The organism is Alistipes sp. D31t1_170403_E11 (assembly GCF_015553985.1).
Taxonomy (GTDB): Bacteria; Bacteroidota; Bacteroidia; order Bacteroidales; family Rikenellaceae; genus Alistipes; species Alistipes montrealensis.
In genome coordinates, this window is record NZ_JADNHQ010000010.1 from 33,874 (window position 1) to 60,742 (window position 26,869).

28 protein-coding genes and 2 tRNA genes are annotated in these 26,869 nt (G+C 46.2%); 8 read left to right on the forward strand and 22 right to left on the reverse strand.

From position 1 onward, the window contains the following. Positions 1-155 precede the first annotated feature (155 nt). On the reverse strand, positions 156-1,193 hold the full coding sequence (gene thiL, locus I2E69_RS14170) for a thiamine-phosphate kinase (RefSeq protein ID WP_195461885.1): 1,038 nt from the start codon (positions 1,191-1,193) through the stop codon (positions 156-158). Positions 1,194-1,286: 93 nt separating this feature from the next. On the opposite strand from thiL, the gene I2E69_RS14175 reads away from it, so the two are divergent. Then, entirely contained in the window at positions 1,287-1,862 is a 576-nt protein-coding gene (locus I2E69_RS14175; RefSeq protein WP_195461886.1) for an adenylate kinase, read from the forward strand. 185 nt (positions 1,863-2,047) lie between these two features. Here the strand turns inward: I2E69_RS14175 and rpsT are convergent, their stop codons facing one another. From rpsT to I2E69_RS14205, 6 genes are all read right to left on the reverse strand, one after another. Further along, positions 2,048-2,299 (reverse strand): 30S ribosomal protein S20, encoded by a 252-nt coding sequence (gene rpsT, locus I2E69_RS14180; RefSeq protein WP_195461887.1) that lies wholly within the window; start codon positions 2,297-2,299, stop codon positions 2,048-2,050. Between the two features lie 190 nt (positions 2,300-2,489). After that, a tRNA-Glu gene (locus I2E69_RS14185) sits at positions 2,490-2,561 on the reverse strand. 232 nt (positions 2,562-2,793) lie between these two features. After that, positions 2,794-3,558: an ABC transporter ATP-binding protein gene (locus I2E69_RS14190; RefSeq protein WP_195461888.1), complete on the reverse strand. Its 765-nt coding sequence runs from the start codon at positions 3,556-3,558 to the stop codon at positions 2,794-2,796. A gap of 2 nt (positions 3,559-3,560) precedes the next feature. Beyond that, on the reverse strand, positions 3,561-4,568 hold the full coding sequence (locus tag I2E69_RS14195; protein WP_195461889.1) for an iron ABC transporter permease: 1,008 nt from the start codon (positions 4,566-4,568) through the stop codon (positions 3,561-3,563). Further along, a complete protein-coding gene (locus I2E69_RS14200) occupies positions 4,569-5,495 on the reverse strand; it encodes an energy transducer TonB (RefSeq protein WP_195461890.1) in 927 nt (308 codons plus the stop codon). 1 nt (position 5,496) lies between these two features. Then, the gene (locus I2E69_RS14205) at positions 5,497-6,636 is read right to left on the reverse strand and encodes an ABC transporter substrate-binding protein (protein ID WP_195461891.1); all 1,140 of its coding nucleotides are present in this window, start codon (positions 6,634-6,636) and stop codon (positions 5,497-5,499) included. A 102-nt stretch (positions 6,637-6,738) separates the two neighbouring features. On the opposite strand from I2E69_RS14205, the gene I2E69_RS14210 reads away from it, so the two are divergent. After that, positions 6,739-6,813 (forward strand) — tRNA-Pro (locus tag I2E69_RS14210). A 303-nt stretch (positions 6,814-7,116) separates the two neighbouring features. Here the strand turns inward: I2E69_RS14210 and I2E69_RS14215 are convergent. The 13 genes from I2E69_RS14215 to I2E69_RS14275 form a co-directional block, all read right to left on the reverse strand. Then, positions 7,117-7,509, reverse strand: coding sequence for a hypothetical protein (locus I2E69_RS14215; RefSeq protein WP_018694595.1), 393 nt, complete (start codon positions 7,507-7,509; stop codon positions 7,117-7,119). A 329-nt stretch (positions 7,510-7,838) separates the two neighbouring features. Continuing rightward, positions 7,839-8,588, reverse strand: a complete 750-nt coding sequence (locus I2E69_RS14220) for a hypothetical protein (RefSeq protein WP_051087668.1) — start codon at positions 8,586-8,588, stop codon at positions 7,839-7,841. Between the two features lie 55 nt (positions 8,589-8,643). Next, complete coding sequence (locus tag I2E69_RS14225) at positions 8,644-8,925, reverse strand: hypothetical protein (RefSeq protein ID WP_147619860.1); 282 nt, start codon at positions 8,923-8,925, stop codon at positions 8,644-8,646. A gap of 20 nt (positions 8,926-8,945) precedes the next feature. Continuing rightward, positions 8,946-9,533 carry a hypothetical protein gene (locus I2E69_RS15410; RefSeq protein WP_309295492.1) on the reverse strand — a complete coding sequence of 196 codons (588 nt, stop codon included), beginning with the start codon at positions 9,531-9,533 and terminating at the stop codon, positions 8,946-8,948. A 29-nt stretch (positions 9,534-9,562) separates the two neighbouring features. Further along, positions 9,563-9,898 (reverse strand): hypothetical protein, encoded by a 336-nt coding sequence (locus tag I2E69_RS14235; protein ID WP_026318145.1) that lies wholly within the window; start codon positions 9,896-9,898, stop codon positions 9,563-9,565. A 431-nt stretch (positions 9,899-10,329) separates the two neighbouring features. Next, on the reverse strand, positions 10,330-11,292 hold the full coding sequence (locus I2E69_RS14240; RefSeq protein WP_022332318.1) for a BT4734/BF3469 family protein: 963 nt from the start codon (positions 11,290-11,292) through the stop codon (positions 10,330-10,332). A gap of 134 nt (positions 11,293-11,426) precedes the next feature. Beyond that, on the reverse strand, positions 11,427-11,804 hold the full coding sequence (locus I2E69_RS14245) for a DUF6291 domain-containing protein (protein ID WP_018694600.1): 378 nt from the start codon (positions 11,802-11,804) through the stop codon (positions 11,427-11,429). A gap of 7 nt (positions 11,805-11,811) precedes the next feature. After that, positions 11,812-12,174 carry a helix-turn-helix transcriptional regulator gene (locus tag I2E69_RS14250; protein WP_018694601.1) on the reverse strand — a complete coding sequence of 121 codons (363 nt, stop codon included), beginning with the start codon at positions 12,172-12,174 and terminating at the stop codon, positions 11,812-11,814. Between the two features lie 742 nt (positions 12,175-12,916). Continuing rightward, on the reverse strand, positions 12,917-13,822 hold the full coding sequence (locus I2E69_RS14255; protein WP_195461892.1) for a nucleotidyl transferase AbiEii/AbiGii toxin family protein: 906 nt from the start codon (positions 13,820-13,822) through the stop codon (positions 12,917-12,919). Beyond that, positions 13,819-14,583 (reverse strand): type IV toxin-antitoxin system AbiEi family antitoxin, encoded by a 765-nt coding sequence (locus I2E69_RS14260; protein ID WP_229095548.1) that lies wholly within the window; start codon positions 14,581-14,583, stop codon positions 13,819-13,821. The genes I2E69_RS14255 and I2E69_RS14260 overlap by 4 nt, the downstream gene beginning before the upstream one ends. A gap of 27 nt (positions 14,584-14,610) precedes the next feature. Beyond that, positions 14,611-15,294, reverse strand: a complete 684-nt coding sequence (locus tag I2E69_RS14265) for a DUF4276 family protein (protein ID WP_195461894.1) — start codon at positions 15,292-15,294, stop codon at positions 14,611-14,613. A gap of 1 nt (position 15,295) precedes the next feature. After that, the gene (locus tag I2E69_RS14270) at positions 15,296-16,726 is read right to left on the reverse strand and encodes an AAA family ATPase (protein ID WP_195461895.1); all 1,431 of its coding nucleotides are present in this window, start codon (positions 16,724-16,726) and stop codon (positions 15,296-15,298) included. A gap of 31 nt (positions 16,727-16,757) precedes the next feature. Then, a complete protein-coding gene (locus I2E69_RS14275; RefSeq protein ID WP_229095549.1) occupies positions 16,758-18,044 on the reverse strand; it encodes a site-specific integrase in 1,287 nt (428 codons plus the stop codon). 303 nt (positions 18,045-18,347) lie between these two features. On the opposite strand from I2E69_RS14275, the gene I2E69_RS14280 reads away from it, so the two are divergent. Continuing rightward, complete coding sequence (locus I2E69_RS14280) at positions 18,348-19,571, forward strand: site-specific integrase (RefSeq protein WP_195461897.1); 1,224 nt, start codon at positions 18,348-18,350, stop codon at positions 19,569-19,571. 61 nt (positions 19,572-19,632) lie between these two features. On the opposite strand, the gene I2E69_RS14285 is transcribed toward I2E69_RS14280, so the two are convergent. Both I2E69_RS14285 and I2E69_RS14290 read right to left on the reverse strand, forming a co-directional pair. Continuing rightward, positions 19,633-20,175, reverse strand: coding sequence for a hypothetical protein (locus I2E69_RS14285; protein ID WP_195461898.1), 543 nt, complete (start codon positions 20,173-20,175; stop codon positions 19,633-19,635). 146 nt (positions 20,176-20,321) lie between these two features. Beyond that, positions 20,322-21,149, reverse strand: coding sequence for a hypothetical protein (locus I2E69_RS14290; RefSeq protein ID WP_195461899.1), 828 nt, complete (start codon positions 21,147-21,149; stop codon positions 20,322-20,324). Positions 21,150-22,314: 1,165 nt separating this feature from the next. Here I2E69_RS14290 and I2E69_RS15470 point away from each other — a divergent pair. The 5 genes from I2E69_RS15470 (at position 22,315) to I2E69_RS14310 (ending at position 25,879) form a co-directional block, all read left to right on the forward strand. Continuing rightward, entirely contained in the window at positions 22,315-22,521 is a 207-nt protein-coding gene (locus tag I2E69_RS15470) for a hypothetical protein (protein ID WP_410489120.1), read from the forward strand. A gap of 495 nt (positions 22,522-23,016) precedes the next feature. Further along, positions 23,017-23,403 (forward strand): DUF6908 domain-containing protein, encoded by a 387-nt coding sequence (locus tag I2E69_RS14295; protein WP_195461900.1) that lies wholly within the window; start codon positions 23,017-23,019, stop codon positions 23,401-23,403. Further along, a complete protein-coding gene (locus tag I2E69_RS14300; protein WP_195461901.1) occupies positions 23,400-23,675 on the forward strand; it encodes a hypothetical protein in 276 nt (91 codons plus the stop codon). Before I2E69_RS14295 ends, I2E69_RS14300 begins: the two co-directional genes overlap by 4 nt. A gap of 590 nt (positions 23,676-24,265) precedes the next feature. Further along, positions 24,266-25,687 carry a leucine-rich repeat protein gene (locus I2E69_RS14305; protein WP_195461902.1) on the forward strand — a complete coding sequence of 474 codons (1,422 nt, stop codon included), beginning with the start codon at positions 24,266-24,268 and terminating at the stop codon, positions 25,685-25,687. A gap of 12 nt (positions 25,688-25,699) precedes the next feature. Further along, entirely contained in the window at positions 25,700-25,879 is a 180-nt protein-coding gene (locus I2E69_RS14310; protein ID WP_195461903.1) for a hypothetical protein, read from the forward strand. Positions 25,880-26,869: the final 990 nt, after the last annotated feature.

Genomic DNA, 26,869 nt, shown 5'->3' on the forward strand with positions numbered 1-26,869 from the left:
GCTTTTAATTAGTTAATTAAATCCCCAAAGGGACCGCAAAGATACGCATTAAAATTAAAAATGAAAAATTAGGGATCAAAAATTTCTCATTTTCGGCGATTTATCGAGAATGACTACCCGGGAGGCATAACGGCCGGGCGCATGAATCCCGCTTTTTAAACGGACTCCGGGAATCCCTGGGCCTTGAGTTTTATCTCTGCGCCGTCGGGCGTGATGAGGTAGGCGCCGGTGGACTGGGGGGTGATGTGGCCGATAACGTCCACCAGTCCCAGCCGCATGATCTGTTCCTGCATGGCGAGCGGCACGGTGAACAGCAGTTCGTAGTCCTCGCCTCCGTTCAGCGCCGCGACGACCGGGTCGGCGTGCATCTCTTCGGCCAGCGCCGAGGTCTGTTTGGCGATCGGTATGCGTTCGAGGTAGATGCGCGCGCCGCAGGCGGACGATTTGCAGATTTGCATCAGGTCGCTCGCGAGTCCGTCCGTAAGGTCGATCATCGACGTGGGGCGGATTTTTTCCTCGGCCAGCGCCCGGACGATGTCGGTGCGGGGGCGCGGTTTGAGGTATTTTTCAAGCAGGTATTCGTAGCCTTTGAACTGCGGTTCGGGGTTTTTCAGGCCTGCCAGCACGCGTTTCTCGCGTTCCAGCAGGTGCAGGCCCATGTAGGCTGCGCCGAGGTTGCCCGTGATGCAGATGAGGTCGTTCTGCTGCGCGCCGCTGCGGTAGGCGACCGCGTCTTTTTTGGCGTGGCCCAGCGTCGTGACGGTGATGACCAGACCGGTCAGCGAAGCGCGCGTGTCGCCGCCTACGAGGTCGATCTGCTGCTCCTTGCAGGCGAAGGCGATCCCTTCGTAGAGGTCGCGGAGGGCTTCGACGGGCAGTTTCGAGGAGACGCCGAGCGATACGGTGATCTGTGCCGGGAGGGCGTTCATGGCCAGGATGTCGCTTACGCCGGCGGTCACAACCTTGTAGCCCAGGTGTTTGAGCGGGAAATAGGTGAGGTCGAAGTCGACGCCTTCGTAGAACGAATCGGTCGTGCAGAGCACCGCTTCGCCGCGCGCCGGGGCGATCACGGCGGCGTCGTCCCCGACGCCTTTGAGCGTCGAAGCGTTTTTCGGGGAGAACTCGCTGGTCAGCAGGTCAATGAGTCCGAATTGTCCGAGCGAAGCGATCTCGGTGCGTTTTTTCTGATCCATGAATCTAAAATTTTTTACAAAATTAAGGAAATACTCTTGTTTCCCCAAAAAATAACGTAATTTTGCCCGGTCCAATTACAAAAAGGGTTAGTTATGGTAAATATCGTCTTATTCGGCGCTCCGGGTTGCGGCAAAGGCACGCAGGCTCAGCGCTTAAAGGAACACTACGGAATCGATCACGTTTCCACGGGCGAGGTGATCCGCGACGAGATTCGCCGGGGTACGGAACTGGGACAGAGCATGGAGGCCTACATCAAGTCGGGCCGGCTGGCTCCCGACGAGATCGTAATCGGCATGATCGAGCATTATGTCACCGAGCACATGAATGCCGCCGGCTGTATTTTCGACGGTTTCCCCCGCACCACGGTACAGGCGGAGGAGTTCGACAAAATCCTGGCCAAACATGGCCTGCAGGTCGATGTAATGGTCGACATTCACGTTCCCGAGGAGGAACTGATTCGCCGCATCCTGCTGCGCGGCAAGGATTCGGGCCGTGCCGACGACGCTTCGGAAGAGGTGATTCGCGGGCGTCTGGACGTGTATCGTGCGCAGACGGCCATCGTGTCGGATTACTACGCTGCGCAGGGGAAATACGCCTCGGTCAACGGCACAGGGACGATGGACGAGGTTTTCGATCGCATCGCTACGGTGATCGACGGATTGAAATAGGCGGTCGCGGCAGGGGAGAGCCGATTCTCCTTCGGCGGGGCGGACGATCCTGAGGGTCGTTGCCGGTCCGGTTGGCTGTCGTATCTTGCAAGGGCGGAACGTTTGCACCCGATTCCTGCGGCCGGTAAAAAAAGTAAGCGCCGAACCTTCAAGAGGTTCGGCGCTTACTTTTTTTCGGTCAGCGGCTAAAGCGCGTTCACGTGCAGTTGCAGCGAGCTCTTCAGGTTGCCGGCCTTGTTCTTGTGCACGATGTTGTGCTTGGCCAGTTTGTCGAGCATAGCGGTTACCTTCGGAAGAAGTGCTTCGGCGGCGCTCTTCTCGGTAGTCGTGCGCAGAGCCTTCACGGCGTTGCGGGCCGTCTTGTGGAACAGACGGTTGTGAGCACGCTTCGTCAGGGTCTGACGAATTCTCTTTTTCGATGACTTATGGTTTGCCATAATTCGTTAATTTTTATTTTTACTTTTTTCAGTTGCTTGGCTTGAAACGGCCTTGGCCGCCTTCGGATAGACCCGCAGGTCCGCTCCTCGAAAAGTTTTTCACCCGTAGGGGTCGTTGCCGGCGATTTCCGATGTTTCGGGGGCTATGTGTGCCTTCCCGTTGCCGCTGCCTTTCCGGCCCCTTCGTTTGTAGCCCATAGGAGAGTCGAACTCCTCTTTCAAGAATGAAAATCTTGCGTCCTAACCGATAGACGAATGGGCCCTTACCACTATCGCATACCCCGAATGGGGTTACTTTAGCGGTGCAAAGGTAAGCAAAAAAGTGACTTGTGCAAAAAAAAATGAGAAAAAAGAGTCCGAACGAAAAAAATCCTGTCTGCGCCTGCCGGAATTCATTGCTGTATTTCGTTGCGGCCATGCAGATCGGCTGGGCATAAACGGCTGTTTGCCAGCCGTTCGGTAAGGAGTGCGGGATACGGGCGGCCTGTATCGGCTCAGTCATGCGAGATGCGGATGTGCCGGGTTGCGGCGTCGAACGTGACGTTCGATTCGGAGAAGAGCCGTTCGATCAATCCGCTGCGGGCCATTTCGTCGGCCGGGAGGTGGTGCAACGCCGGGGTGTCGATCAGTGCCACCGAGTCGCAGAGCGAGAGCGCCACGTCGAGGTCGTGCGTCGAAAAGAGGATGCACTTCTGCTCGTCGTGGGCCAACTGCCGGAGCAGCATCGCCAGGGAGTAGCGGTTGGGGAGGTCGAGAAAGGCGGTGGGTTCGTCGAGCAGGATGACGGGGGTGTCCTGCGCCAGCACGCGGGCGATCATCACCCGCTGGCACTCGCCGTCGGACATGCGGTCCATCGTCTTGCGGGCGAAGTCGGACATCCCTACCAGGCGCAGCGACCGTTCGACGACGGCGCGGTCGGTCTCCTGCATGCGTCCGATCCAGTTGGTATAGGGGGCGCGTCCCAGCGCCACGACATCCTCGCACGCCAGGTTGGCGATGCGGACCTTGTCGGTGGTGACGAATCCCACGGTCGTGGCCCGCTGCAACGGCGCAAGCGCGGCTAACGGGCGGCCGCAGAGTTCCACCTCGCCGGCGGCGGTTTCGCCCAGTCCGGCGACGGCCCGCAGCAGGGTGCTTTTACCTGTGCCGTTACGGCCGATCAGTGCGGTCAGCGAGCCCTGTTCGAAGGAGGCCGTGACGTTTTCGAGCAGCGTGCGGCTGCCGTAGGAGAGTGTGATATGGCGCAGGGTGATGCTCATGCTCAGAAAATATTGCGGTTGCGGACGACGACGAAGATGACGACCGGAATGCCCATCAGGGCCGTGATGGTGTTGATCGGCAGGGCGAGGCTCTTGGCGACGAGGTCGCAGACCAGCAGCAGGGCGGCGCCCGCGAGCATCGATCCCGGCATCAGGATGCGGTGGTCGGCCGAGGCGAAAAGCATGCGTGCGAGGTGCGGCACGGCCAGTCCGATAAAGCCTACCGGACCGCAGAAGGCAGTGACCGTACCGGCGAGCAGGACGGTCGAAAGAAAAATCAGCGTGCGTGTGCGTTGGACGTTGAGGCCCATCGTGCGGGCGTAGTTCTCGCCCAGCAATAAAAGGTTGAGGGGCTTGATGACGGCGACGGCCAGTACGAGGCCTGCCGTGACGACGGGAAGCAGCAGTGCAAGCTGGCTGCCCGTAACGTCGCCGAGCGACCCCATGGTCCAGATGACGAACGATTTGAGCGCGGCTTCGCTCGACAGGTATTGGAGAATTTCGACCACTGAACTGATGCCCGAGCCGAACATCATGCCGAGGATCAGGATGACCATGATGTCCTTGATGCGGCGGCTGACGGCCATGACGACGGCCAGCACGAGGGCCGAGCCCAGCCATGCCGCTCCGGCGACGCCCAGCGACTGGATGAACGAGTGTCCTGCGACGCCCAGCAGGGGTGCACCCAGCAGGAACAGCGCGACGCCGAGTCCGGCGCCCGAACTGACGCCCAATACGTAGGGCCCGGCCAGCGGGTTGCGGAAAAGGGTTTGCATTTCCAGACCGCTGGCGGCAAGAGCCGCGCCGGCGAAGAGTGCGGTGACGGCTTTCAGCAGGCGGATTTTAAGGATGATGTCGCTGGTGGTAGGATCGCAGGCGCCGCCCGTGAGAGCCGCCCAGACATCGCCCGGCGGTACGGCGACGGACCCTACGGCGAGGTCGGCGATGAAGAGCGCCGCAGTGAGCAGGCTGAGTGCGGTGAAGAGGATGGCGGTCCTGCGGGTTTTCATTTAGCGGAATCTGAAATTGAACGTCAGTTCATAGCGGACGGCTACGGGTTGGCCGTCGACGGTTCCCGGTATCCACCGGGGCGATTTCTTGAGCAATTCTACGGTTTTCTTCCGGCAGACCTCGTTGTGGAAGCTGAGGATTTCGATGTCGCGCACCGAGCCCTTCGTGTCGACGGTGAATGCGGCCCGGACACGGCCCGATGCGGCGCGCTGGTATTCGTTTGAGTTCCGGAACCGGAGGTTGCCGAAAAACCAGCCGTAGAAATTGTAGGCGTAGCCGTTCCGGAAGAGCGGGTAAACGAGGTTGCCGCCCATATACCGGCCCTCGGCGTCGATCGGACGGCATTTCAGCGGACGGAAATGGCCGAATTCGATCGGCAGCAGGTAACGGATTTCAACCGGCTTGCCGTCCACCTCCCCCGGCGTCCATGCGGGTGAATCCATGACGATTTCATGAACTTTCCAGAAAATGGATTCCGGACTGTCGTCGGCCTTTTCGCAGTCTGTGATGCGGCCGTCCTTGCCGATGGTGATGACGACGTTGGCCGTTTGGTTGCGCAATTGCGCGTATTCGTCGCTCGATGTGAACGGGAAGCGGCGCCAGACCCAATAGACGAAGCCCTCGAACTCCTGGCCCCGGAATTTGGGGATTCGGACCTTCCGGTCGAGGCGGTTGCCCAGGGTGTCGATGGCGAAGACCTCGAAATTGTGGCGGACCATGGCGATGCCGTCGTTGAAGTTGTAGGCTTTCTGGTACTGGCACGGTATGACTTCCACGCCATTGCGGTCGATGAATCCGTAAAGCGAGTCGCGCTTGGCGACAGCCCGCCCGTCGGAATAATAGTGGAACCACGTGTCGGATTCCTTGGGCTGAGCCGCGGCCTGAAGGGCGAAAAGCGAAAGGAGGATTGCGATGACGGCTTTCATGTTATTCGAGGCGTTTGTAATAGTAGGTCGCATCGCTACCGCCGGAGAGGATTGTCCGCAGGTCGCGCAGCACGAGGTCGGGGCGCACGACGCCCGATTCCCAGAAGTCGGAGCCTCCGGAAGGCGTTTGGCGGCGGTTGTTGTTGTAGACCTTACGGTCGCGTACAACCGGGATATTGGCGAATTTCGGGTTTTGGGCCGTCAGTTCCGCCAGTGTGTTGCAGGGACCGACGTTGAGCCAGAAATCCGCTGCGTTGGCCAGCAGGTAGGCTTCCTCCAGGTCGACCGCCACCGACGCATTCGAATCGTTCTTTGTATAGACGTATTCCCCGCCGGCATCCTCGACGAGGCGGATCATGTAGCTGTGGGTCGGGGGCAGGAACCAGGTATCGCGGTAGGGGGTGTTCAGCATTACCTTCGGACGGGGCGCTTCGGGTGCAGGCTGCGCCTTCAGGGCATGGTAGTCGCGGGCGATGCGTTGCAGGGTGTCGGCGCCGGCGGCACGCAGGTCGCAGAGCTCGGCGGCAAGGACCAGCCATTCGGCCTTGCCCAGCGGGGATTCCTCCACATAGTCGCCGATATATATATAAGGAATATTCAGTTCGCGGAGTTTGCCTGTGACGACCGTATTTTCACCCGTTACGCCGTAGAGCAGCAGGATGTCGGGGCGCATGGCGGCAAGCAGTTCGAAATTGAGGTTCGTATCGTAGCCCACGTCGCGGACTTCGCCGCAGAGACGGTGTTCCTGAACGTAGGGATTCGAGATGTAGTCGATGCCCGAAACACCGGAGATGCGTTTCACCTGTCCGATGGCGTCGAACATCGCCACATGGCTCGACGACATGCAGACCACGTGGCGAACGGGGGCTTTTACGGCCTGTCCGTCGAAGTTCGCGGGGACTTTTGCGCCGTCGCGCAGGATCAGCAGGTGTTGCTCTACATTGCTGCCTCCCTGCCATGGATTGTGGACCGTGACGAGCGTCGAGGCGTCCTTGTCGGTTCCGCGGATGTCGAATCCCGATGCATAGAACGGGGTATAGACTTCGGTCGTAAAGTCGCTCAGGGCGTGTCCCGAGGGGCCTCCGCAGGCTATTGCGAGGCACGCGGCAGCGGAGAGTAAAAAATGTGAAAATCGTTTCATTTCCGCAAAAATAGAAAAAAATCCTGCGGAAATGTGTTTGTTTTTGAAAAATATACTATATTTGCAGTCCCAAAGCGAAGGGAAATCCTCCGCGGCAGGAATCGGGGCGTAGCTCAGTCCGGTTAGAGTACACGTCTGGGGGGCGTGTGGTCGCTGGTTCGAATCCAGTCACCCCGACTGATGGAAAATCCTTGATATTTAATCGAATATCAAGGATTTTTCTTTTGTGATGTATAGCCAGAAAAGTGGCGGTGGTACACAAGTGGTACATAAATGATCGCCATCCGAAAATTTTAGTCTCAGTCGTTAAGTATTTGGTTGTTGGGTAGTTGCTGTGTTTGGGCCTATACAGTCGCTCCGAACAGGCGGATAATGAATTTTATCGGGGGCATGGCTATATGGACTGTAACCGCGTTGCAGTATCTTCTATCGGAATTTAACAAAGCGACCTGCCAAAACATATTGGCAGGTTTTGCAAATTTACTCTGCCGATGTCCCGATCAGCAACAGTATTGAATAGTCGGTTTCCGCCAGTTTTGCATCCGTGCCGCAGCCCCAGACGATATTAACCTGCGGGGCAAATTCGTGGATGACGGTTAAAAGGCTGCATAGGTCGTCGAAACTAATCTCCGATGCGGGATGATAGCTTACTTTTACAACCACGTCGAGGTCGGCTTCGATGTGCAGGGCTTCCAATTCGGTGCGGAGTTGTTCTGCCAAGACGGGCATTGCACCCTCGACCGTAATTAGGGCACAAGATGCCGCGCTATTCAAAATACGGTCGAAATCGTTCCGGACGATTTGCACCATATCGTCTTCCGATGGGCTGAATTGGATGTTAAGATAGTGTCTGATTTCTTCTTTGTTTTTCATGTGATTTTGTTTTTGGGTAATACATTCCGGCTGTGAATACGCAGGTCGTTTCTGCCGATATGTACTGGTAGATCGCCGTTGCGGCTTGCTTATTTAAGCCCTATACACAGGCTTGAAACAGGCGGTTAATGAATTTTATCGAGTTTCCGGCTACATGAGCCGTAATCGCATCGCAGTATCTTCTGTCGGGATTTAACAAAGCGACCTGCCGGGTTGCGGCAGGTCGGGACAACTAAGAACGGTCGGGATAAAGACTCAGAAAGGATGTGGATAACAACTTATAACTATGTGCTTTATCCTCGACCGGAATTATATACGAGAAATTAATTTTATTCCCAATTACCAATATCATTATCGGCTTCATCTGTCGAGCCGAATTTGATGCCGGGATAACGGTCGAAAACATTTACTTCTTCATCAATTAGATTGATTATTTCCTGCCGGTATTTAATCGTATCGAGGAAGAGTTTGTAGGGGGCACGAACTTCTATGAAAGGGCCGGTACGATTAGAGGATGTCTTGGTAAATCCGGTTTCCAAGATAAACTCGTTGTCGGAATTGGGAATGTAACGGAGTTGCTCGATGTCGCATCTTAATTCGGTTGGATTTGCATGAAGAAATCTCTCCAATTCGTCGAAATCTTCGGCATAACGCTGATATTCGGCTCTGAACGCACGCTGAGCGGTGCGGACATCCTTGATGCGTTCGATGACCTGTGCTTTGCGTTCTTTTAATTCGTTTTCAAAATGGATAGGTGTTGATATTTGGGGACTCATAGTACTTATTGCAGCAAATAGAATCGGCAATAGAGAGATGATTAATCCTGCTATTGCTCTGCCCTTGGGGTTAATGCGGAGGCCTATAATAGAAAATATTAGTCCCAATAACCATAAATTCCCTATTAAGACTGGTAAAATAAGTGTGAAAAACAGACTCTTATCGTTTAATGAATTTATGATGTACCCTTCGAAAGAAAATAATATGAACGACATAAGGACTAATACAAGTCCGGCTGTTCCAATGCGATTATTTTGTATTTGAGTCTGTTCATTATTGTCTGAGCTAATAGTTGTATTCATGGGAAAAGATTATAAGTTGAACGTAAGAACGCTGCGGCATACACTAAAGGTGCTATTAATATTCTTCATGAGAGAGGTAATAATAGACAAAACAAGAGCCGATTAAGAATAGTAACAACATGACTGATGAAATAATTATTCCTGCCGTTGTTAGTTTCGTTTGACGATAAGTTGCTCCAATGCAGGAAATAATAAGGGATGCTGGCGATATGACACCACTTCCAAGAATTGAAAAAAGAGATAGTATAAATCCTAATTTACCCATGTTATACATTGCTTTTTCTGTCGCTTGGGTTGATGTTAAATTTGCTGAAATATTGTTTGTGATTCTTTGCATATAGTTAATTTTTTTATATATTACAATAAAATTGAGGCTATACCGGCAAGGGTTCCGACCAGTGCAACTAAAATAATCAGGTCGATTATTGAAATGATAAAGCCCGTAATCGCTAAGCCTCGCGGGCTTTTGAATATGCCGATGAAAGACAGTATGAATCCCAGAAACCAAACCACCCAGCCTACTCCCGGGAACCATGATAGAATCAGGGCGATAAGAGATAAAACGAATCCGGCGGTTCCTGTCCCGTTAGATTGACGAACGGGCTGCTGAATGATGATCGTCTGGTTATGATCTGTCGGTGATGTGGTTCTCGGATTCGTGGTCGGGCAGATTGGATGCCCGCATTTTAGGCACGACGGGGCGTAACGGGATATTTCCGTCCCGCAGGCCGGGCAATGAATCAATAGCGGTTCTGGTTGTGAGGTTTCGACTGTCGGCAATTCATCCGGTGCCTGCGGAACTTGGGACGGAGCAGTGGGCGAAATAGGCTTTTTACGCAAGTATCGAAACGTGAAAACGAATAAAAGAATGATGATGATTGTAAATACAATGCCGCTCACTCCACCGAGGTATTCCTGCCATACAGGTGAGTAAAATTCTTCCATAGTTTTATTATTAGATAGTAAAGGTAGTGTTACATGGTTGTTTTTCTCCAAAGCGAAGTCGGGGTTTCTTCTCCGTTCATGTTTGTAGACGTAACTTCTCCGATCTTTTCAATCTGCAAATCCCTGCTGTTGTGACCGAGATAGATGCCTATACGGTTTGCGATGATTACATTACGATTCCGGATGTCGCCTTCGTCCGCATGTGCGATCAACATACGTTCGTAATAGTCTTTGAAATCTTGCGGAAAAGGATTGGTGACCCGGTGCGAGTCAAAGGTGGGTTCGGCGATGTTCTCGTAAATGTACTTGTACAACGCATCGTTACCTAATTCTTTGAGAATCGAGTAGGCTGTAATTTTCTCCATGACGGTAAGTGTTTGCGCCACCCAGCCCCGACTTGGCATGATTACAAAAAGAAAGTGTGGAGCTGCCCGTTTTATTCGAATAGAGGTTCTGGAATACCTTTGCTGAAATAAACTGACACAAGACCCCACACCTGTATAGTATGGGGATTAATCTCGCATACCAATACAAGTGATGAGTGCCGTCGTTTACCCTCAGCAAATTGAATTTTCCAGATTCCTATTCGAGGTTAAATCGAAACACTTTCACCAATATACGCCGCTTGCGCGACAAGACAAAGGTAAAAAATATTTCGTAATTGACGACACCCATCGGGGCCTTGTTGTGCAAATTTCGCCAAACATGCTTTCGGGTATTATCTACGCAGGGATGCAGATATAATAAAAAAGCTGGAGCCTTGAAGGGCTCCGGCTTCACTCGCGGCACGATGGGGTTATTTGAAAGTTATATTATACCTTTGACAATGATAAAAGAAAGTAGCTATATCCACATCATCGTGATTTTTGATACACCAGTCAAACATTTCATCGCATTCAGTATGATCGTAATCGGGATGCCATTTACTTACCAAGTGGAAAAGTCGTAACCCTTCTTCGGGCCCAAATTCACTGGCGAGAGCTTGTCCGATGGATTTCCAAACGGCACGTCCAACAGTGATATCAATCTGTTTTTTCTGAATTATTTTTATCAGTGAATATGCCCGTTGTTTTGTGACTACATCCATTTCGGCGTTTCGAGCCTTCTTCACCCTGCGCGGCGCACTGTATTTGTTCGGCTTGTAATACAAGTACGGAGGAGCATCAGGGTTGAAATAGGGGTGAGGGTCATAGCTGGCCACACGCAGCCTTACGACATCGCTGCCACTTTCATCGACGATTAGTGGCGTCCGTTCTTGTATTTCGTCCACGAGAGCATAAAAGTGAGCTTTATGGCGTTCAGGATAAGCTATTCGAAAGATGCAGCATAATCCATCGCCTCCAACAGATAGCCCAGCATAGCATAAACTGCTGATTCTTTCTTTCAACATATTTTTGACCAAGTTCCATCGCCCTTTTACACGGGGGTTTTGTTTCCCATCAATATCGATGCAGATATAGCCGCTATGAAGATGTTGAAGCCTCTTTTTGGCGCGTGTGTCGAATACACCGGCAACGGTTACGCACGGTATCTCGAATTTCTTGATTTTGGCGCGTATGTCCGGATCTTTAGTGCCTCGATATTCGTCTACTATATTTTGGTAGGAGGTCGTTAATAAAAATGTCCATAAATCGACCGTTGCGACAGGGGTTGTGCTAACTACGTTTGCAAAGAGCGAAACTTGAGGCCCAACAATGTCTTCTGGAATCCTAACAACGGTGTTTGTCCTTGAGAGTGTGAGTTTATTGTTTTGGTTCATTGCGTTTGAAATTATCATTTTATCCGATGGTTGTGGATATGATTTTGTTATTCAGTGTTTTGCGTATTGACTTGTTGCCTGTTTCTTGTATGTTTCTAGTCCGGTTATTGCTCTGAGAAATAAGACGGGATGTTTTAAGTCCCGTCATTATCCGCTTTCTCGTCATCATCTTTCCCGCCCCAATTACTCTCGACTTTTCTATCATATTTTTGCGAGTTCACATCCACCTGCTTCCGCCAACTGACGAAAGATTGCATAATACGTGTTGGTGTCTTTGTAGGCGGTTCCTTCTGATAGAATGCATAATCCATCAATACTCTGAATGCTCTTAAATGGAGCCGTTCCGGCATTAATTTAATAGATTCGTAAAATGAGATGAAACACACAAAGGATTCTCGGGGTTTTTGTCTCCGGCGCTTCTTGGGAGCTTCCTCCTGTAGTTCGATAAATTCATTCAGTTCGTCTTCAGAAATGTCGGCCAGTGCTTCCAAAGGGTTAAATTCTGTTTTCATAAATTTTTTAATTATTAAGTTTTTTTAATTGTTCTTTACAGTATTGCCCGACGGTGGGGATTGAATTCTCTTTCATCCAGTCTTCGATTTCCTGTCGGATGAACACCAAGCGCCGTCCCCCGTGGGCGGGTCTATGAAATGGGATGAGTCGTTGATGTGTGAACTTGTAGATCGTGGCCTTTGAATAGCCTGTAAGTTTAATCACATCATTGATGCCCATAATTTCTGGTGGAGGTGATTCCGGCTTATTAGGATAAGAGTTGGGGCGATTGCCGAAGCCGAGGCTCACGCAGAGTTCGATAAATTGCTTTACCGAGAGTCCCGCGATGGGGAAATCATCCCCGAATTTTGAGAAAGAATTAGTATGCATAATCTTAAAAAATTAAGTTATGCACTCCTAATACGAATGGATATTTTGACAGTATTTTGATTTTATTATAAATATTCCTTATAAATATTGATTGTCAATATTTTGTGTATTTTTATTTTGAAGATTTTATATCGTTTTTTTATGGATTAGACAAAAAATATGACTGGTGTTCCCAGTCATATTGTATTGATTATAAGATGTAATGTAGGAAAAGATACTATTGGCTGAAGTTTTTTTGCTTTTTTTATGCGGTTTTTGTGTCGTTTATATAATTTATCCTGTTATATGAATTTTATATCCTGTTATATAAATCTATGCCGACGAAATATTTTTTCTAATTCTCTGAAAATACATTTGTCTTTTGGGCTATGGTTGGCAACAGTTTTAACTTTGTTTGCCATATGCCAGACTGTGTTATAGGAGTTGATTTTCAATTCGGTCATGAGCCATTTAACAGATACTTTTCGGGGGTAAAACGATATTGCATAGATGACATAGCTCCATTTAACTAAATCGATGCGTGTCTTGAAAAATATTGTCTCTTGCAGGATAGACCATTGTATACTGCAATGATGACAAAGAATATTTTTTGAAGCGTATTTGCTTCTGCTGTGGGTGTTGAATCTTTCGCATTTAGGGCAATATGTTCTCTTCCAAATTTCATTGTAAATTAGGTCAAGGATGTCGTTTTCAGAACCTACTCTTTCTGAAAAGTCATCGTAATCTACTATGTCTTCGTACATTAGAATCCAAAATAATTTTGCAACTTGATTATGCCGTCCTCATGCTTTTGTGGATTTTTCCTTTTCAGCTTTCTAATATTGAGTAGCTTCCATTGAACCGACGGATAATGCTGGAAATCTTGGTATTCCGATGCGTCCCAATCCGGCGTCCCGTCCTCGAATCCGAGTAAAAATGCTTTGTCGGTCGGTGTCAGATGGTCGTTGATATACTCGACCAGTCGGCGGCGGGTCGCTTCGTACTGCTCGTAGGTGAACGGCGTTGAGGACATGCCCTCAAATTGGTTGGTCAGGGCGTCGCGCTGGTCGTTGAAATTAGGATTAAGGGACTCCAAGATCGGGCGGTCGCTTCCCAGCAGGCAGAAGATGAAACCGCGCTTGATCTGGTCAAAGTCTTTGATATAATCGAGCATCAGACTTACATCGAACAGGTCGCGCGGGTGCTGGCGGTCGAGTGCCGCCGTGATCTTGCCACCGTAGAGTTGTGACAGCGGAACGATGCGGGCTCTGCAGAATACGCCGAAATCTTCTTGGGCGAGGTCGCATAAGGGCAATTCGATGGGCGGTGCGATAATGCCGCGCTTCACGTCGTTTACCTCTACTTTGACGAAATGCCCGTTATGGGTGCAGATCAATTTGTTGGGAACTTCGCGTATTGCAATGCCCGGTATTGCAGCCTCGATCTTTGCCTTTATCGCTTTCAGCCGTTCTTTGATCTGGGCGAGGCTTGCTTCCCGCGGCTCGACGGGAATATAGGTCAGGTCGATGTCTACCGAATATCGCGGCAGATTTTGCACGAACAGATTGATTGCCGTGCCGCCGTGAACGGCAAAACATTCTTCCGTCGAAATAATCGGGATAATGCGGAGCAACAGCCGCACGCGCTCTTTGTACTCTTGGTTAATCATTTTTTCAGTTCTGCCGGAATAGTGATTTGGTACTTCTTATCGTAAACACCTCCTTTGGCGATTACCCGCTTGCCGCTGCCGAGGTCTATCTTGTCGAGGTCGAGGGTCTCGAACCACGTATGACGGGCCTTTTCGGCCATAAAGAGGAACAGCCGTTTCACTTTGACGGAACGGCACTCCTCCAACAGGCGTTGTACATTCTTCGGCGGGAGTATCGACAGCATTTCCATCACATAATAGAGGTCGGTAATGTCGTAATATTGCGGAGTGAGATGCAGACACTCCATGAACGCCCGTTCCGGGGTAGAGATCGGCAACTCGAAAACCCCTTGTCGGGTGGTGGTGATTCCGGTATCGGAATTGAATATTTCGGTGGTAAATAGCCGGAGCGTCACACCCCAGTCGTATTTTCTGAACCAAAGCGGTAAATACTCCTTTTGTGGCGCAGACAGCGAAACGGTTGGCCTGCCCATCGGGAGGTAGTGCGAATATCCGTGTATTTCCAGTGCCGACATGGCTCCGATTGTCAGATGTTTGTCAGCCTGTGTATTGAGGCTGTATATGGCTCCGTATAATGTCGGCGTATCGCCCGTGCGGATCATTGCACCTGTACCTATGGGGGTCAGCCAAGCGGATTTTATGTAACGGTGCTGTAAGTCGTTGGAGATGTTTTTGAGTTTCATCCATGACGACAAATAGACTGCTCCGGGTGGGAGGGACTGTAATAGTTGGTTTATTTTTGTTTGCGGTGTCGTACTCATAGTACAAATATACAAAAAATAATAAACCTAATTAGCTCTCATTAAATTGAGTTGCTTTAAACTATTAATTACATTATCCCAAAATTGGCGATATGATTTTAAGTCCATTAGCTGGTCTATATTAATTAATTGTCCTAATGGAGCATATAATTCTCCAATTCCAAGATTGCGTCTACGTCGCTTTACGATATTTTGTCTTGCAATTCTAATTGCATTTTCGATAGCTTGTTTGGGATTACTAATACTCTCTGGGTCCTTATTTAGATTTAATTCTGTATCTGAAAGCGTTGTTCCAATTTGTTGTTTAAGAAGTCGTTTGTCTGCCAATATCCATGCTTCCGTCATGTGAACAGGGATGAGATTTACTAAAATTTTTGAGCAAGAGTCATTCTCCTGTTCCAATAAGCATCTCTGCGCAGGAACAAATTTAGTATTTAAGGTGTTGTCAATACTTGAACTATCTGCGTCTGAGTGTACGCAGATTATTGTAGCACCATATTCTTGTTTGGCTTTTTGAGCAGCTTTTAATACTTGCTGTGTGAAATTCAGGCCTGTTTTATCGATGGTTATAACATGAAGCTCTATATCAATTTCGCCATATGCTTGTATTGCAGCTCTTTCATATGTTTGTTGAACAATATTTTCTAAAAATCGAATATCTGTTGTCCCTTCAGTATATAGACATATATTAAGAAAAACGTAGTTCCCCATATTATTCTTCTTCTATAGTAGTATTCGACATATTTAGTAATGATTCAACAGTTGAGAGAGTGGCCTTTAGTTCTTCATTACTGTAAATATTGTATTTCCACTCTAATTGTCCGGTAGTGTCGGATTTGATATTATCAAGTTCCTTTACAACTGGAATCATGCGAGTAATATTGATTCTAACTCTGGATTGATCAATATTGGTTGTTCGTGATCGCATTTGGGAATAGTATATTGAAACATGATCGTTGTGTTCCCAAGCGAAAATGTCTTTAACAACAACAGGAGAGTGGGTGTTAATAATTACTTGGCGTAGAGGTGCATGCTGGTCTGAAAAATCAGTGGAAATATTATATAGCAAGTGAGCCATAGCATTGATCCTAAAAGGATGAATCCCATTTTCTGGCTCTTCATAGCATATTATTCCTTTTACTTTATTATCATATTCAATTATACATAAAGCAAGTAAACGTAAAGTTCCCTCCGATAAAACTCTGGATGAAAATATTTTACCATCCCTTTGTTGCAGGTAAATTACATATTGATTATGTTCTACATCATCGATAACATCAACACCTGTAAATTCGGGAATGAATCGGTTTAGCTCTCTTGAGATTTCTATCAATGAATATTCATCTTCCTGTTTTATTCGATAAAGTACGGCAGCCAAATTAAGTCCAGATGGGGTGAGTTTATCAGCACCGGTATATTTACTGGTAGGTTGTCTTAAATGTTCCGGGTTGAAGCGTAAAAACCGCCAATTTTCCATTTCATTCTTTGCTGCTAATATATGGCGGAAATCAATAGTTCCTATGCTACTTAAAACTGTTTGTGTCGCATTTATTAATGGATAAGTCCGTTTTTTCCCTCCTGCTACGCCATCTTGGGGGACATAAGCCGTAAGTTGACCTTTATTATTTTCTGTATAAATATAGGGGGTTCCTCGTTTCCCTGTAGTCACTTTAGGCCGCCAATTTCCTCTATCTTGTGCTGAAATAAGCTTAACCCATTGGTCGTCATCATGCTTGATCGTTTCAAGCCGTTCGTTAGTAACAATTAGATCGTCAATGCCATATTCCCCCGTTACACGTTGTATTGTCAATGAATATTGCAGACGTGTATATTTTAATTTGGCAGATGCTCCCCAAGCGTCTGTAATATTTTTGTCCACCAACATATCGACCTCAAAGGTCATTTGGCTAACATAATGTTGTTCGTCGTATTTGGTGAATAGTTCAATAAAATCCCCTCGTTGGTCTCTAAATATTTCTTTTAAAGTCTTTTTTCCACTTGCAATTGCTGATAGTAGTTCTAATGCATCGAATAAATTACTTTTTCCCGAGGCATTAATTCCAGCAATAACTGTAAATGGAGTAAACATCATTTCAAAATTATGAAATGACTTAAAACCATTGATTTTTATATGAGTAATCATATTGCATGAATTTTTGTCAAATATACTAAAATTACAGAACTTTTGCCGCCTCGTTGATTACCTTGTTGTCGAAGCTGTCGAGGTAGGTGTTGGTCGTTTCGAGGTCGGCATGGCCGAGCATCTGCGAAATGATTTCGCGCGGAATTTTATTGTATTGCAAAGTCATTGCCATTGTATGACGGCTCACATAGCTTGTCAAATGATAGTCGATGCCGAGTTCTTCGGCCAACGATTTCAAATATTTTTGATATTTGGCGTAACGGCTTCGGATATGGTTGTATAGTTTCTCGCCCGTATAGCCGGAACAGGTAATGATCGGTAACAAATAGTTATCGACGGTTGGCGAGGCCGATTTCAGCCGTTCGATCAATCCTTGAATCTCCGGCGTGATATGGATTCGGATGGCGGTTACGTTCTTTTGGTGCTTAATCTTGTTGCGTTTGTAGACGATGTAATTCCCGTCGGCCAGTCGTTGAACATGATCGGTCGTAAGGTAGGCCATATCGACGAACGACATTCCGTAGCAGTAATAGGAGAACAGAAAGAGTTGTCGTGCGTATTCGTTCTGCGGATTCTGTGCGGGTGTATCTTTGAGTTTTTGCAAGTCTTGAGGCGGAAGATAACGCTTCTCTGTCGCTTCTTCCAGCTTGGCGATCTCGAAGCCGCCTTTCCCGAAAGGATAGGCTGCTTCCGAACCGACGCCTTCTCGGTTCGCTTGATTCAAGATTGCCCGCAATGCTTTGAAATAATATTTGCGGGTATTGCCTTTGCAACCCCGTTTTTGGAGGAATGTATCGAAATTGCGTACATAACGCAGGTCGATGTCGGAAAACAGCCGTTGATTCAACTTGCTGTCATAGTATTTAAGCAATCGAAGCGTCTCGAAATAGCATTTGGCATTGCCCGTATGTCCGGTATCCCGAAGCGTTTGGACATGATTTTCAAGATATGCGCAGAATTTGCCCTGCTTGGAGGGATTCAAAAATGCGTCCTCAAATTGATTCAGCGTCCAGTCAATGCCGTCTATCTCGAATTTCTCGATAATCTCGCGGGCGCGGGCTTTGACTTTGTCCAAAAAGGCATTGTCCTGAATCCGTTTCTTATTGGCCTCCCGCTGCTTTTCGCCTTTCAGATTCCGTTCGATGATAAGTCGTTCGGCCGAATTGTCCCAATAGGCCGGATTGACGTATAATTTCAGACTGATGCGCTTGCGACTGCTATTTTTAGTGACGCATAATTGGAGAATGTGATACCCCATTGAGTTGGGTTTGTATTTCCGTAAAACGATGCGAACAGAGTAGGCCATTTTCCGATGCAAAATAATTGGTGGTACAAAAGTGGTACAAGAAAAATCGCAATAGATGACAATAAGTCAAAATCGCAATTCTCTGTACATGATGTAAATATACTAAAATAAAGTTAATTACTTTTATCGGAAAAAATAAATTTCACCTCTGGGGGGCGTGTGGTCGCTGGTTCGAATCCAGTCACCCCGACTGATGAAAAGGCTTGGTAATCTGATGATTATCGAGCCTTTTTCTTTTGCGTGTTCCGAGCGGAAATAGGGCGATTGACGCGCTGGTTGACGAGAAAAGTCAACCGAGAAGTCAACCACAATCCAATGAAAACAACTGTTTCGGTTGTATGTTACCATCACAAAATTCTGACAAACGGAGAATCACCCATCATGCTCCGTATCTGTAAGGGCGGCAAACGGACGATGAAAAGTTTGGGTATCTCCGTACACGCCCGCTATTGGGACTTTGCCGCAAACCAGCCCAAGAGAAACTGCCCCAATCGGAATTACATTCAGCAGGTCATTCTGCGTGCCGTCGGCGAGTGCAATGCGCTTGTGCTGTCGAAAGAGGCTATGCAGGAGGAGTTCACGCCCCGTACGCTCGTCCATGAATCCAAAGAGGAGATACGGGCGCAGAGTGTCGAGGAGTTCTATGTAAAGTTGATTGCAGACCTCAAAGCACAAGGGGCGGTAGGAACGGCCTATGCCTATCAAAATTCCTATGGCGTGTTGCGCAGTTTCAACAAGGGGCGTGCATTGACTTATACGTTCGGTACGATTGACGCCGTGTTTTTGGAAAAGTTCGAGGCTTGGATGCGGGCGAGAGGAAATAAAGACACCACATTGAGTTTTCAGATGCGGACATTGCGGGCCGTGTTCAACCGAGCAATTAAGGCAAAAGCGGTTGCCAAAGAGAAAAACCCGTTCGGGGAGGAGTACAAAGTGAGCAAGTTCGACACGCGAACCCCCAAACGGGCATTGAGCAAGGAGGAGGTGATGAAGATTGTCGATGCGGATTGCTCTGCTGAAAGCGATTTGTACCGTTTGGCACACGATGTATTTGTATTCTCCTATTTGTGCGGCGGTATTGCCTTTGTGGACGTGGCTAATCTTACGCCTGCCAATATTGTGGACGGGCGATTGTCCTATAAACGTCAGAAAACGCACGGGGCAATCAATGTACCGTTGTCAGAGTATGCCATGCAGATTATTGGACGGTATAGCGATTATTGCGAACATGCAGGGTATCTGTTCCCTATACTCGATGGGCGGTTGCATATAACACCCATTCAGAAAAGGAATAGGGTGCATAAGGTCTGCCACCAAGTAAATGTGGAATTGCGAAAATTGGCTCAAAATCTGAAAATATCAGCCGAGGTTACAACCTATGTGGCGAGGCATTCATTTGCTACCGTATTGAAGAAATCGGGTGTGAATATCGGTATCATATCCGAGGCGTTGGGCCACCATAGTCTGAAAACCACACAGATTTATTTGGGAGCGTTCGAAAACAGCCAAATTGACGCGGCTATGCAACACCTGCTATGAACGAATAAAGGGGCTACGGTGCAATCCGTAACCCCTTTTTTTCCTACTATGGCAAGTAGATTTATGCGGCCTCTTCGTCTTTTGCAGGTTTTGCGGCGACCTGCGGCTCTACTGCACCCTCTCGGTAATTGTCAGCTTCGACAGGCGAGAAGCGTTCCTTGTAGAACTGAATCAACGCGCCTAACGTGTTTTGCACACCCTCTCGTAACACCTTTCGCATCGGTGCGCTTCCGAGGAACACCACGTGTTCTGCCACGTTCTCTGGTTGGTAGCCGAGTGTCATACACTCGCGGCAGAATCGTCGGCTGTCCAAAAGGATGTTCACCTGCTCCATGAACTCAATCCAGAATTGCGACGGGTCTGGGTAGAGGGCAGGCATAAATCGTTGAATACAGCTTGCCTTTACCTCGTTAGTCTTGCTGATCTGCACCGTGAACACGGGCCGAGCCTTGCCCAGCACTTTCCACAGGGCGGGAATCTCGTGCCGCTTGTTGGCGTTGTACTCGCGGCGGCGTTCCGTCTTGGGTGCGTTTACCTTAACGGCGTTGTTCTTGTTCTCGACGTTTGCAGCGACCTCGGCTGCGGGAATGATAGCATTTGCCATATCTTTTAAGTACTCCTGTTACGGAGGGGCATCTATTATTCTGCTCGCCTTGCCCGTGGGCTTGCAGGTCGTTAGGCTTATCCCTTTCGACACTGCAAAGATGTGGGCAAAATTTTCAGATTTTAGGGAGTAAAACACAGGCCGATTTACTCACCCTCATCTTTGGGGAGATTCAAATCACCCGTATAGCTTTTGGGTCGCCGCTGGTTGAAATCGAAATCCCCATATTGTTTCAGAATACCTTTCAGCGAGGAACTCTCGAACATGAAAGATTCGTTTGAGGTTAATCGACAGAAATAGATGATGCGGGAGATAAGAAGCATTTTACTGTACGATGCGGTTTCGCCTTTCTTGGCTCTTAAATCGGGCAGGCCGAGGACATCGAACAATACCTTGAATAGTTTGTACATTAACACCTGCTGTTGAGCCGCCCCTAACGATTCCGTATAGCTATCCTGCAAAATGCCATCCGTCCATACCTTTAATTGGGGAGTTTCTTCATATTTATCAAGTTCCCACTTTACGAAATGGCGTAGATTCTCCAATATCAAAGGGCTGTTGGTCTCGTAACGCTCGCTTTTGCGTAACTCCTTATCGTCCGACAGGTAAAGAACGGCTTGTGGATGATTCTGCAAATAATCGTTGATTTCAACCAATATATCATAATCCGATTTGCTGGCATCCGCTGCATTTATTCCAAAATCCTTCGTAATATCGTAAATGAACAGCAGGGCGAACCAGAATTTTTCTACATCCAATTCGTACCCCTCTATTGTGGCGATAATATCTTTGTTATCGAGGAATGCTTCATATTTGAATGGAGGTTTGATAGCATCAATTACCAATCGGCTGTGAAAAAGCATAAGCCAACCATTGTCTAAATATTCTCCATCGTACCAACAGAGTTTATCGTAGAGTTTGAGTGCATACTTCATTTCTTCGTCCATGCAATTTTGCGGTATCGTATAGCTCATAGTCGTACAAATTTTCGGTTTCTCAAAGATAATGAAAGCCTGCACGAATAACAAACAGAGGAATAACAGAACAAAATAGCATGTAAAATTGTTCTGTTTGACCTCTGAAACAATGTCTTACCTACCTATTAGAACAAAAAAAACATGTTTTATAGGGTTTTTAGAACAAAATGCAATACATCGACATGAACAAGTCATTTTGCACGGACAAGGGCAGGCTGATTCACTCGGTCTACACTATTGAATTTTCCCGTGAGAACAGTTGAAAATATTTATTAAATTACTTGACTTTTGATTAAATATTTAGTATATTTGCAAGGCAATTCAGCAAAGAATCCCACACTACAAATTGAGCAGTTCCTATAAGGGCAGATTCGTCTGCCTTTTCTTTGCGTCGTGTTACCACATTTTTTGAGTGTGAAATGAAGATTTCCTTTATAAGTATAGATTCAGAATCAGAAAATATGGAAGATTCCAATTAAAGAGATAGTAGGTTTTTGAATGACAGAATAGACAGTTGCTCAAAACTGTCCTATGCAAACTGCTCAAAAGTGTCCTATATATACATTACCTACTTATACACTACCTATTAAAGTCGTCCCGACCATGTACTACCACATTAAAGACCGCAGGTGATTCGATAACCGCAAACAGGTCAAAGACCATTACGGGGTGGCCTGCTTTCGAAAACTGCTACACTTAAAAGAAATCATATTTACGAACAATCAAAATTCCATTGCTAACGATGAATTATGCCGTAATTCCCAAATCAATCGTGAACTTTCAGACGGGCAACAGTAAGCCTATTGATATTTACGTGTGAGCGACCATTAAATATTGCTCCAATTACAAGACGAACATATCCCATATAGCAGAGGAAAAACTATCCTTACTGACGGGATTGGATGAACGAACTATACGACGGAGCATTAAACGCTTAAAAGACGCAGGTTATCTGACCGTGCAGACTACCATTAAAGAAGATGCAGATAGAGGATTTATAAGACGTAATTCTTACTTTATAAAGCCCGCTATTAAAGACTATTTCTTTTTGGATAACAGTTTCTTTAAGAGGAACTATCCCGCCAAGATTGCAGGGTTTCTGCTCTTATTAAAGGCAATATGCCTTAATAATACGGATACCATTCAATGAAGTATATCCCAAATTGCAAAGAGTATCGGTTTATCGAGGAACACAACCACAGTCCTCATTAAAAAGTGCCAGCAATTAGGGCTTATAAAGCAGATTGCAAAGGGCTATGAACTAACAGCAGGCTGTTTTATCAATTCCTCTGTTAAAAAGACCAATGCAGGGATTTATAAGGAGATATGTGATTTCTGCCAATTAAAGGGTGTCGATTCTCCTAAATGAGATAGACGGGCAATGTCTGTTTTGCTTACCAAGTACAATGCAATAGGCTTATCGAGTATAGAGCCAATAAGCATAACCTACCAACTCAATAAACGATGCAAGAACCTGCCTGATAAGGTATCGTTGCCCTACTTTATTAAGGCTCTGGATATGCAGGAGCAATATAATGCAGTTATAGAACAGGTAGAGCAAAACAAACTCGATAAGGAAGATTTCAAAGGTTTTGCATTTGAATAACAGCCAGCAAATAATAATCCATATACAGCCCCCATGCTTACGCATGCAGGGCTTTTCCCATTTAATAAGAGAATGACATATTTTGTGGATATTCGATTTATATAGACCTTTTAATTGTGTTATTCATCTTTATATGGCGTGCCGTAGGCACTCACTCAATAAGCCCAAGATTATAAAAATTGCATATATACTGCCCACGAACAGATACATGAACTAAAGCCCCCTCCCCTTATCTAATGTGAAAATTAAATCAAAACCATGAAAACATTGGACAGAAAGGCGTCAGAAATCCTGCGTGGATTATTGGCTCTGCAAAAATCAAAAATCGACAACTCGGACGGTACTTATATGCCTGTATACATTGAGCTGATAGACCGCACGGAAAAGTACAACCACATTTCGCTGGCTCATTATGGAGAGCAGAACGGCGATGCCATGCGCGACCCTGAAATGATTATTGCCCTGCACAAAGAAAGCCAGCAATTCGTTCCCTACTATTACCGTAATGATTATATGGGCATGGAGCAGTACAGCGTTAGATGGACGGAAGAGGGTGTTTTGCTGAACCGTCGTTTACAGGCAGACCACACGACATTCGCTAATCAATGGCTCCGTAATATAGCCACACAACAGCACCTATTATGACAGCACGGCGATTAGTGGAGAACTGCGTACTGATGAATCAAACCGCAGTCGTGGATGAAATGCTGAACAAGCACCTGCTTCCCGAAGAATATATCTATCCATTCTTGGGTGATGTCATGGAATGGTGGCTGATTGATTCATGGTTGGCAGAACGACTGAAACGAGAGGGAGAGGTTATTATCGACGAATACGGTTGCTATTGGTGGGGCAGGTTAGCGAGCGGACAAGCTATTTACATGGACGCCGCAATACAGAAGATTGCAGGTGAATGAAACTCGGCTTGCATATCGATATAGCAAAATCATAAATTACAGAGATTAGGGGCATTGCAATTTCGAGAAGATTTTGCAGGCCCTAATTTCTGTTTTCCTGCTGACGTAAGGTCGATAATTGGATGCAATGGTATATCGCAATACGTTGTTTTCGACCTTATGCGCCCTTAATCTTGCAAACGTTTCCCTCAATTTACGAATAACAAAGTTTTGAATCCATAAGGCGTGCTATTGCAAGGAAACTTTGTTTTGACGAATTTTGATATGGCAACAGCACCCGCAAGGGTAAGATGTTTTGCAATTTCCACTGAATATGCTACTTTTGCAGTAACATATTGAATACACGGAAAGTGTAGCTTGTTCTCGTTAAGCGAATCTGACAGTTCAAAAGACAAGAGAATAGGCGAACATCTACCGCGTCATATCCTTACGGATAGGCGCGGGGCTGTTGCTTATTATATTGTCAAGGTTTTGTCAGAACCCGCTTAACTATAATAGGCTTCGGTCCTGCGCTTTCTTTTACCCATAATCCACTATCGAGGGACGGATAGTAAGATTGGAAACACTTGTTTAACTAAAACTATCTTACTATGAAAAAACTATTTTTATTTGCATTGTCTGCAATGATGATTTGCGGATGTTCTGATGAAAAAGTTAGTACATTTAATGGAGTCAACTGTTATCCATCCCAAGAAATAAATTTTGATTTCTTGGGTGGAGAACAATCTATTGACATTTACTTTGACTTTAACCCTTTTTTTGAAGGAGAAAAGTTTTCATGGAATTTGACAGGTGGCGAATCATGGTGTCAACCATCAAGCAAAGGCGGGGAAGGTTATATCGGGGGAGACAACCAAGGTAGGCACGCAACAATAACTTTCTCTGTTGATAAATATATTGGAACAGACCCCAGAAATGCAATATTTACTATTACTTGTAGGAATAAGCAAACTAATATTTACTTGATACAGACAGGCCAAAATACTATTCACGTCGAAAAGGCAGGAACATTGGGTAATGTCCTATCAAATATGAATGAAGACGAAATTATAGCCTTAACTATAACAGGAAATCTCAACGATGAGGATTTTATCACTATTCGAGATTTATATAATTTAGAATATCTCGATATATCAGAAATTCCGCTTACAACATTACCTGCCAACGGTTTTAGTTCCATGTCTATAAAAAAGGTGATTCTTCCAAAGAACTTACAAGTTATTCCTCAATCCTTATTCAAGAATTGCAAGCAATTAGAAGAAGTTACTATACCATCAGGAGTTACTGAAATCAAAGGTGGATATGAAGACAATAAATGTTTTGGTGCCTTTTATAATTGCAAAGCGTTAAAATCTATCAATATTCCAGCTGGTATTGAGGTGTTGGAAAGTGGAACTTTTGCGTACTGTGAGAATTTGGAAACTGTGACTTTTGCGAAAAATTCGAAACTAAATACAATTGCTGATGGTGGCTCATATACTGATAGTAGTAGTTGGCCATATAAGGATTATTATTATGGTGTTTTTTCATGTTGCACGTCCTTAACTGCTATTGATTTTCCAAATGGATTAAAAACGATTGGCGTATATGCTTTTGCGAATGCAAGGCTTCCTAAACTGGTATTTCCTGCAAGCGTGGAAACAATCGAATATGCAGCATTTCGTGGATGTCGGGGAATAAGCAGTATTTCATTTGCCGCTGGATCAGTACTTAAAACTATTAAATCATCTGCATTTACTCGCGATTATGATGATAACCTTGTTTTCGGGTCATTAAAAACAGTCGATATGTCAGCATGTACGCAAATAGAATCCATTGGTAGCATGGCGTTTTCTGAAAACGAATCGTTAGAATTATTCAAGATAGGAACTATTACACCACCTACCTGTGAGAGTGATACTTTTTCAGAAATAAAATCATTCTCTATACTGAAAGTCCCGTCTGAAAGTGTTGCAGCCTATAAACAGGCAACAGGGTGGAAAGAGTTTGCTAATATTTCGGCATTGGATTAACTCAAAACTTTTATGAAAACTCTTGATTTAATATTCATTGGTGCAAAGGGAAAATTAAATGGGCCAAAGGCTCTAAAAGAATTGGAACTGCTCGGAGTTATAAAAGGCAATAAAATAGTTTATGATGATAATGATAAAGTTTTAGAAGCTAAAATATATGCAATAATTGATAAATACTTCGGACAAAACTGATTCGTGAATTGAGGGACAGACTTGTGCAGACGGTCTATAATTAACCGTTCCGCCCAAGTTTGTCCTTTTTTATATTACTTGTATATTTCATAAATTTTTTGTATATTTACATCATAATCAAAGATTTAATAACAATATAAATTTTAGCTAAAATGAAAAGAAAAACACCAAAAATTGAATGAGAGACAAAGACGGAGACTGTCGATGATATTCAGTACTCCTATGTTGCCAAAGCCGTAACTTACGCACGGGATTGCAATGTCTGTCTATTCGTAGGACGCAAAACAGCAGAACCTACACCATTGAAATTCACTTATTATTTTGAACTTGACATCGACCCTGAAAAGGATATGGCGATTCGATTCTGCAAACGAGGGCAGGATATAGCAGGTTTCTCCTTTCAGTTAGACCCGCAAGATTGAAAGACAGGCATTTTTGTACTTCCGTTATCTAATCTTATAACATTTCCCAAGTCCAACCACACCCTTAATCTCTTTGATGCCCATATAAAGAGTGATACGGTCATATTTGATTATACGACAACGGATGGCAAACAGAACGTATTCAAATTTCCACTCACGGGTTTCAACGAGAAATATTTAGAACAATTCATATAAAAGATAAGAGGACCGACTTTGACAAGGGGTCTATAATTAGACCGTTTGACAATGTTTGTCCTTGCTTTTTCAACTAATAACAAAGCAACATACACTCTCTTAAAAGGAGAGAGCAGGGAGGAGGGGAAAATTTTCTTGCGCGTTTCTCCTTGTTATCAGTTCACTAATTGTTTAACCATGATTGACTGTCGAATCAACCGATAAGTCAACTGCTTCTATTTCTGGTATTGTAATTGATTGATAATTTGTTGATTACGTTAGTTTTGAGGCACGTCTGGGGGGGCGTGTGGTCGCTGGTTCGAATCCAGTCACCCCGACTGATGAAAAGGCTTGGTAATCTGATGATTATCGAGCCTTTTTCTTTTGTCGGAGG

Coding starts and splice junctions, on each gene's coding strand:
- I2E69_RS14235 (WP_026318145.1), bottom strand. CDS start 9,898: ATGGAGAAAATTACAGCCTACTCGATTCTCAAAGAATTAGGTAACGAT.
- I2E69_RS15410 (WP_309295492.1), bottom strand. CDS start 9,533: ATGGAAGAATTTTACTCACCTGTATGGCAGGAATACCTCGGTGGAGTG.
- I2E69_RS14290 (WP_195461899.1), bottom strand. CDS start 21,149: ATGAGCTATACGATACCGCAAAATTGCATGGACGAAGAAATGAAGTAT.
- I2E69_RS14255 (WP_195461892.1), bottom strand. CDS start 13,822: ATGATTAACCAAGAGTACAAAGAGCGCGTGCGGCTGTTGCTCCGCATT.
- I2E69_RS14260 (WP_229095548.1), bottom strand. CDS start 14,583: ATGAGTACGACACCGCAAACAAAAATAAACCAACTATTACAGTCCCTC.
- I2E69_RS14280 (WP_195461897.1), top strand. CDS start 18,348: ATGAAAACAACTGTTTCGGTTGTATGTTACCATCACAAAATTCTGACA.
- I2E69_RS14225 (WP_147619860.1), bottom strand. CDS start 8,925: ATGCAAAGAATCACAAACAATATTTCAGCAAATTTAACATCAACCCAA.
- I2E69_RS14220 (WP_051087668.1), bottom strand. CDS start 8,588: ATGAATACAACTATTAGCTCAGACAATAATGAACAGACTCAAATACAA.
- I2E69_RS14250 (WP_018694601.1), bottom strand. CDS start 12,174: ATGCATACTAATTCTTTCTCAAAATTCGGGGATGATTTCCCCATCGCG.
- I2E69_RS14305 (WP_195461902.1), top strand. CDS start 24,266: ATGAAAAAACTATTTTTATTTGCATTGTCTGCAATGATGATTTGCGGA.
- rpsT (WP_195461887.1), bottom strand. CDS start 2,299: ATGGCAAACCATAAGTCATCGAAAAAGAGAATTCGTCAGACCCTGACG.
- I2E69_RS14205 (WP_195461891.1), bottom strand. CDS start 6,636: ATGAAACGATTTTCACATTTTTTACTCTCCGCTGCCGCGTGCCTCGCA.
- I2E69_RS14310 (WP_195461903.1), top strand. CDS start 25,700: ATGAAAACTCTTGATTTAATATTCATTGGTGCAAAGGGAAAATTAAAT.
- I2E69_RS14215 (WP_018694595.1), bottom strand. CDS start 7,509: ATGAAAAACAAAGAAGAAATCAGACACTATCTTAACATCCAATTCAGC.
- I2E69_RS14300 (WP_195461901.1), top strand. CDS start 23,400: ATGACAGCACGGCGATTAGTGGAGAACTGCGTACTGATGAATCAAACC.
- I2E69_RS14195 (WP_195461889.1), bottom strand. CDS start 4,568: ATGAAAACCCGCAGGACCGCCATCCTCTTCACCGCACTCAGCCTGCTC.
- I2E69_RS14240 (WP_022332318.1), bottom strand. CDS start 11,292: ATGAACCAAAACAATAAACTCACACTCTCAAGGACAAACACCGTTGTT.
- I2E69_RS14175 (WP_195461886.1), top strand. CDS start 1,287: ATGGTAAATATCGTCTTATTCGGCGCTCCGGGTTGCGGCAAAGGCACG.
- I2E69_RS14270 (WP_195461895.1), bottom strand. CDS start 16,726: ATGATTACTCATATAAAAATCAATGGTTTTAAGTCATTTCATAATTTT.
- I2E69_RS14245 (WP_018694600.1), bottom strand. CDS start 11,804: ATGAAAACAGAATTTAACCCTTTGGAAGCACTGGCCGACATTTCTGAA.
- I2E69_RS14200 (WP_195461890.1), bottom strand. CDS start 5,495: ATGAAAGCCGTCATCGCAATCCTCCTTTCGCTTTTCGCCCTTCAGGCC.
- I2E69_RS14285 (WP_195461898.1), bottom strand. CDS start 20,175: ATGGCAAATGCTATCATTCCCGCAGCCGAGGTCGCTGCAAACGTCGAG.
- I2E69_RS14295 (WP_195461900.1), top strand. CDS start 23,017: ATGAAAACATTGGACAGAAAGGCGTCAGAAATCCTGCGTGGATTATTG.
- thiL (WP_195461885.1), bottom strand. CDS start 1,193: ATGGATCAGAAAAAACGCACCGAGATCGCTTCGCTCGGACAATTCGGA.
- I2E69_RS14190 (WP_195461888.1), bottom strand. CDS start 3,558: ATGAGCATCACCCTGCGCCATATCACACTCTCCTACGGCAGCCGCACG.
- I2E69_RS14265 (WP_195461894.1), bottom strand. CDS start 15,294: ATGGGGAACTACGTTTTTCTTAATATATGTCTATATACTGAAGGGACA.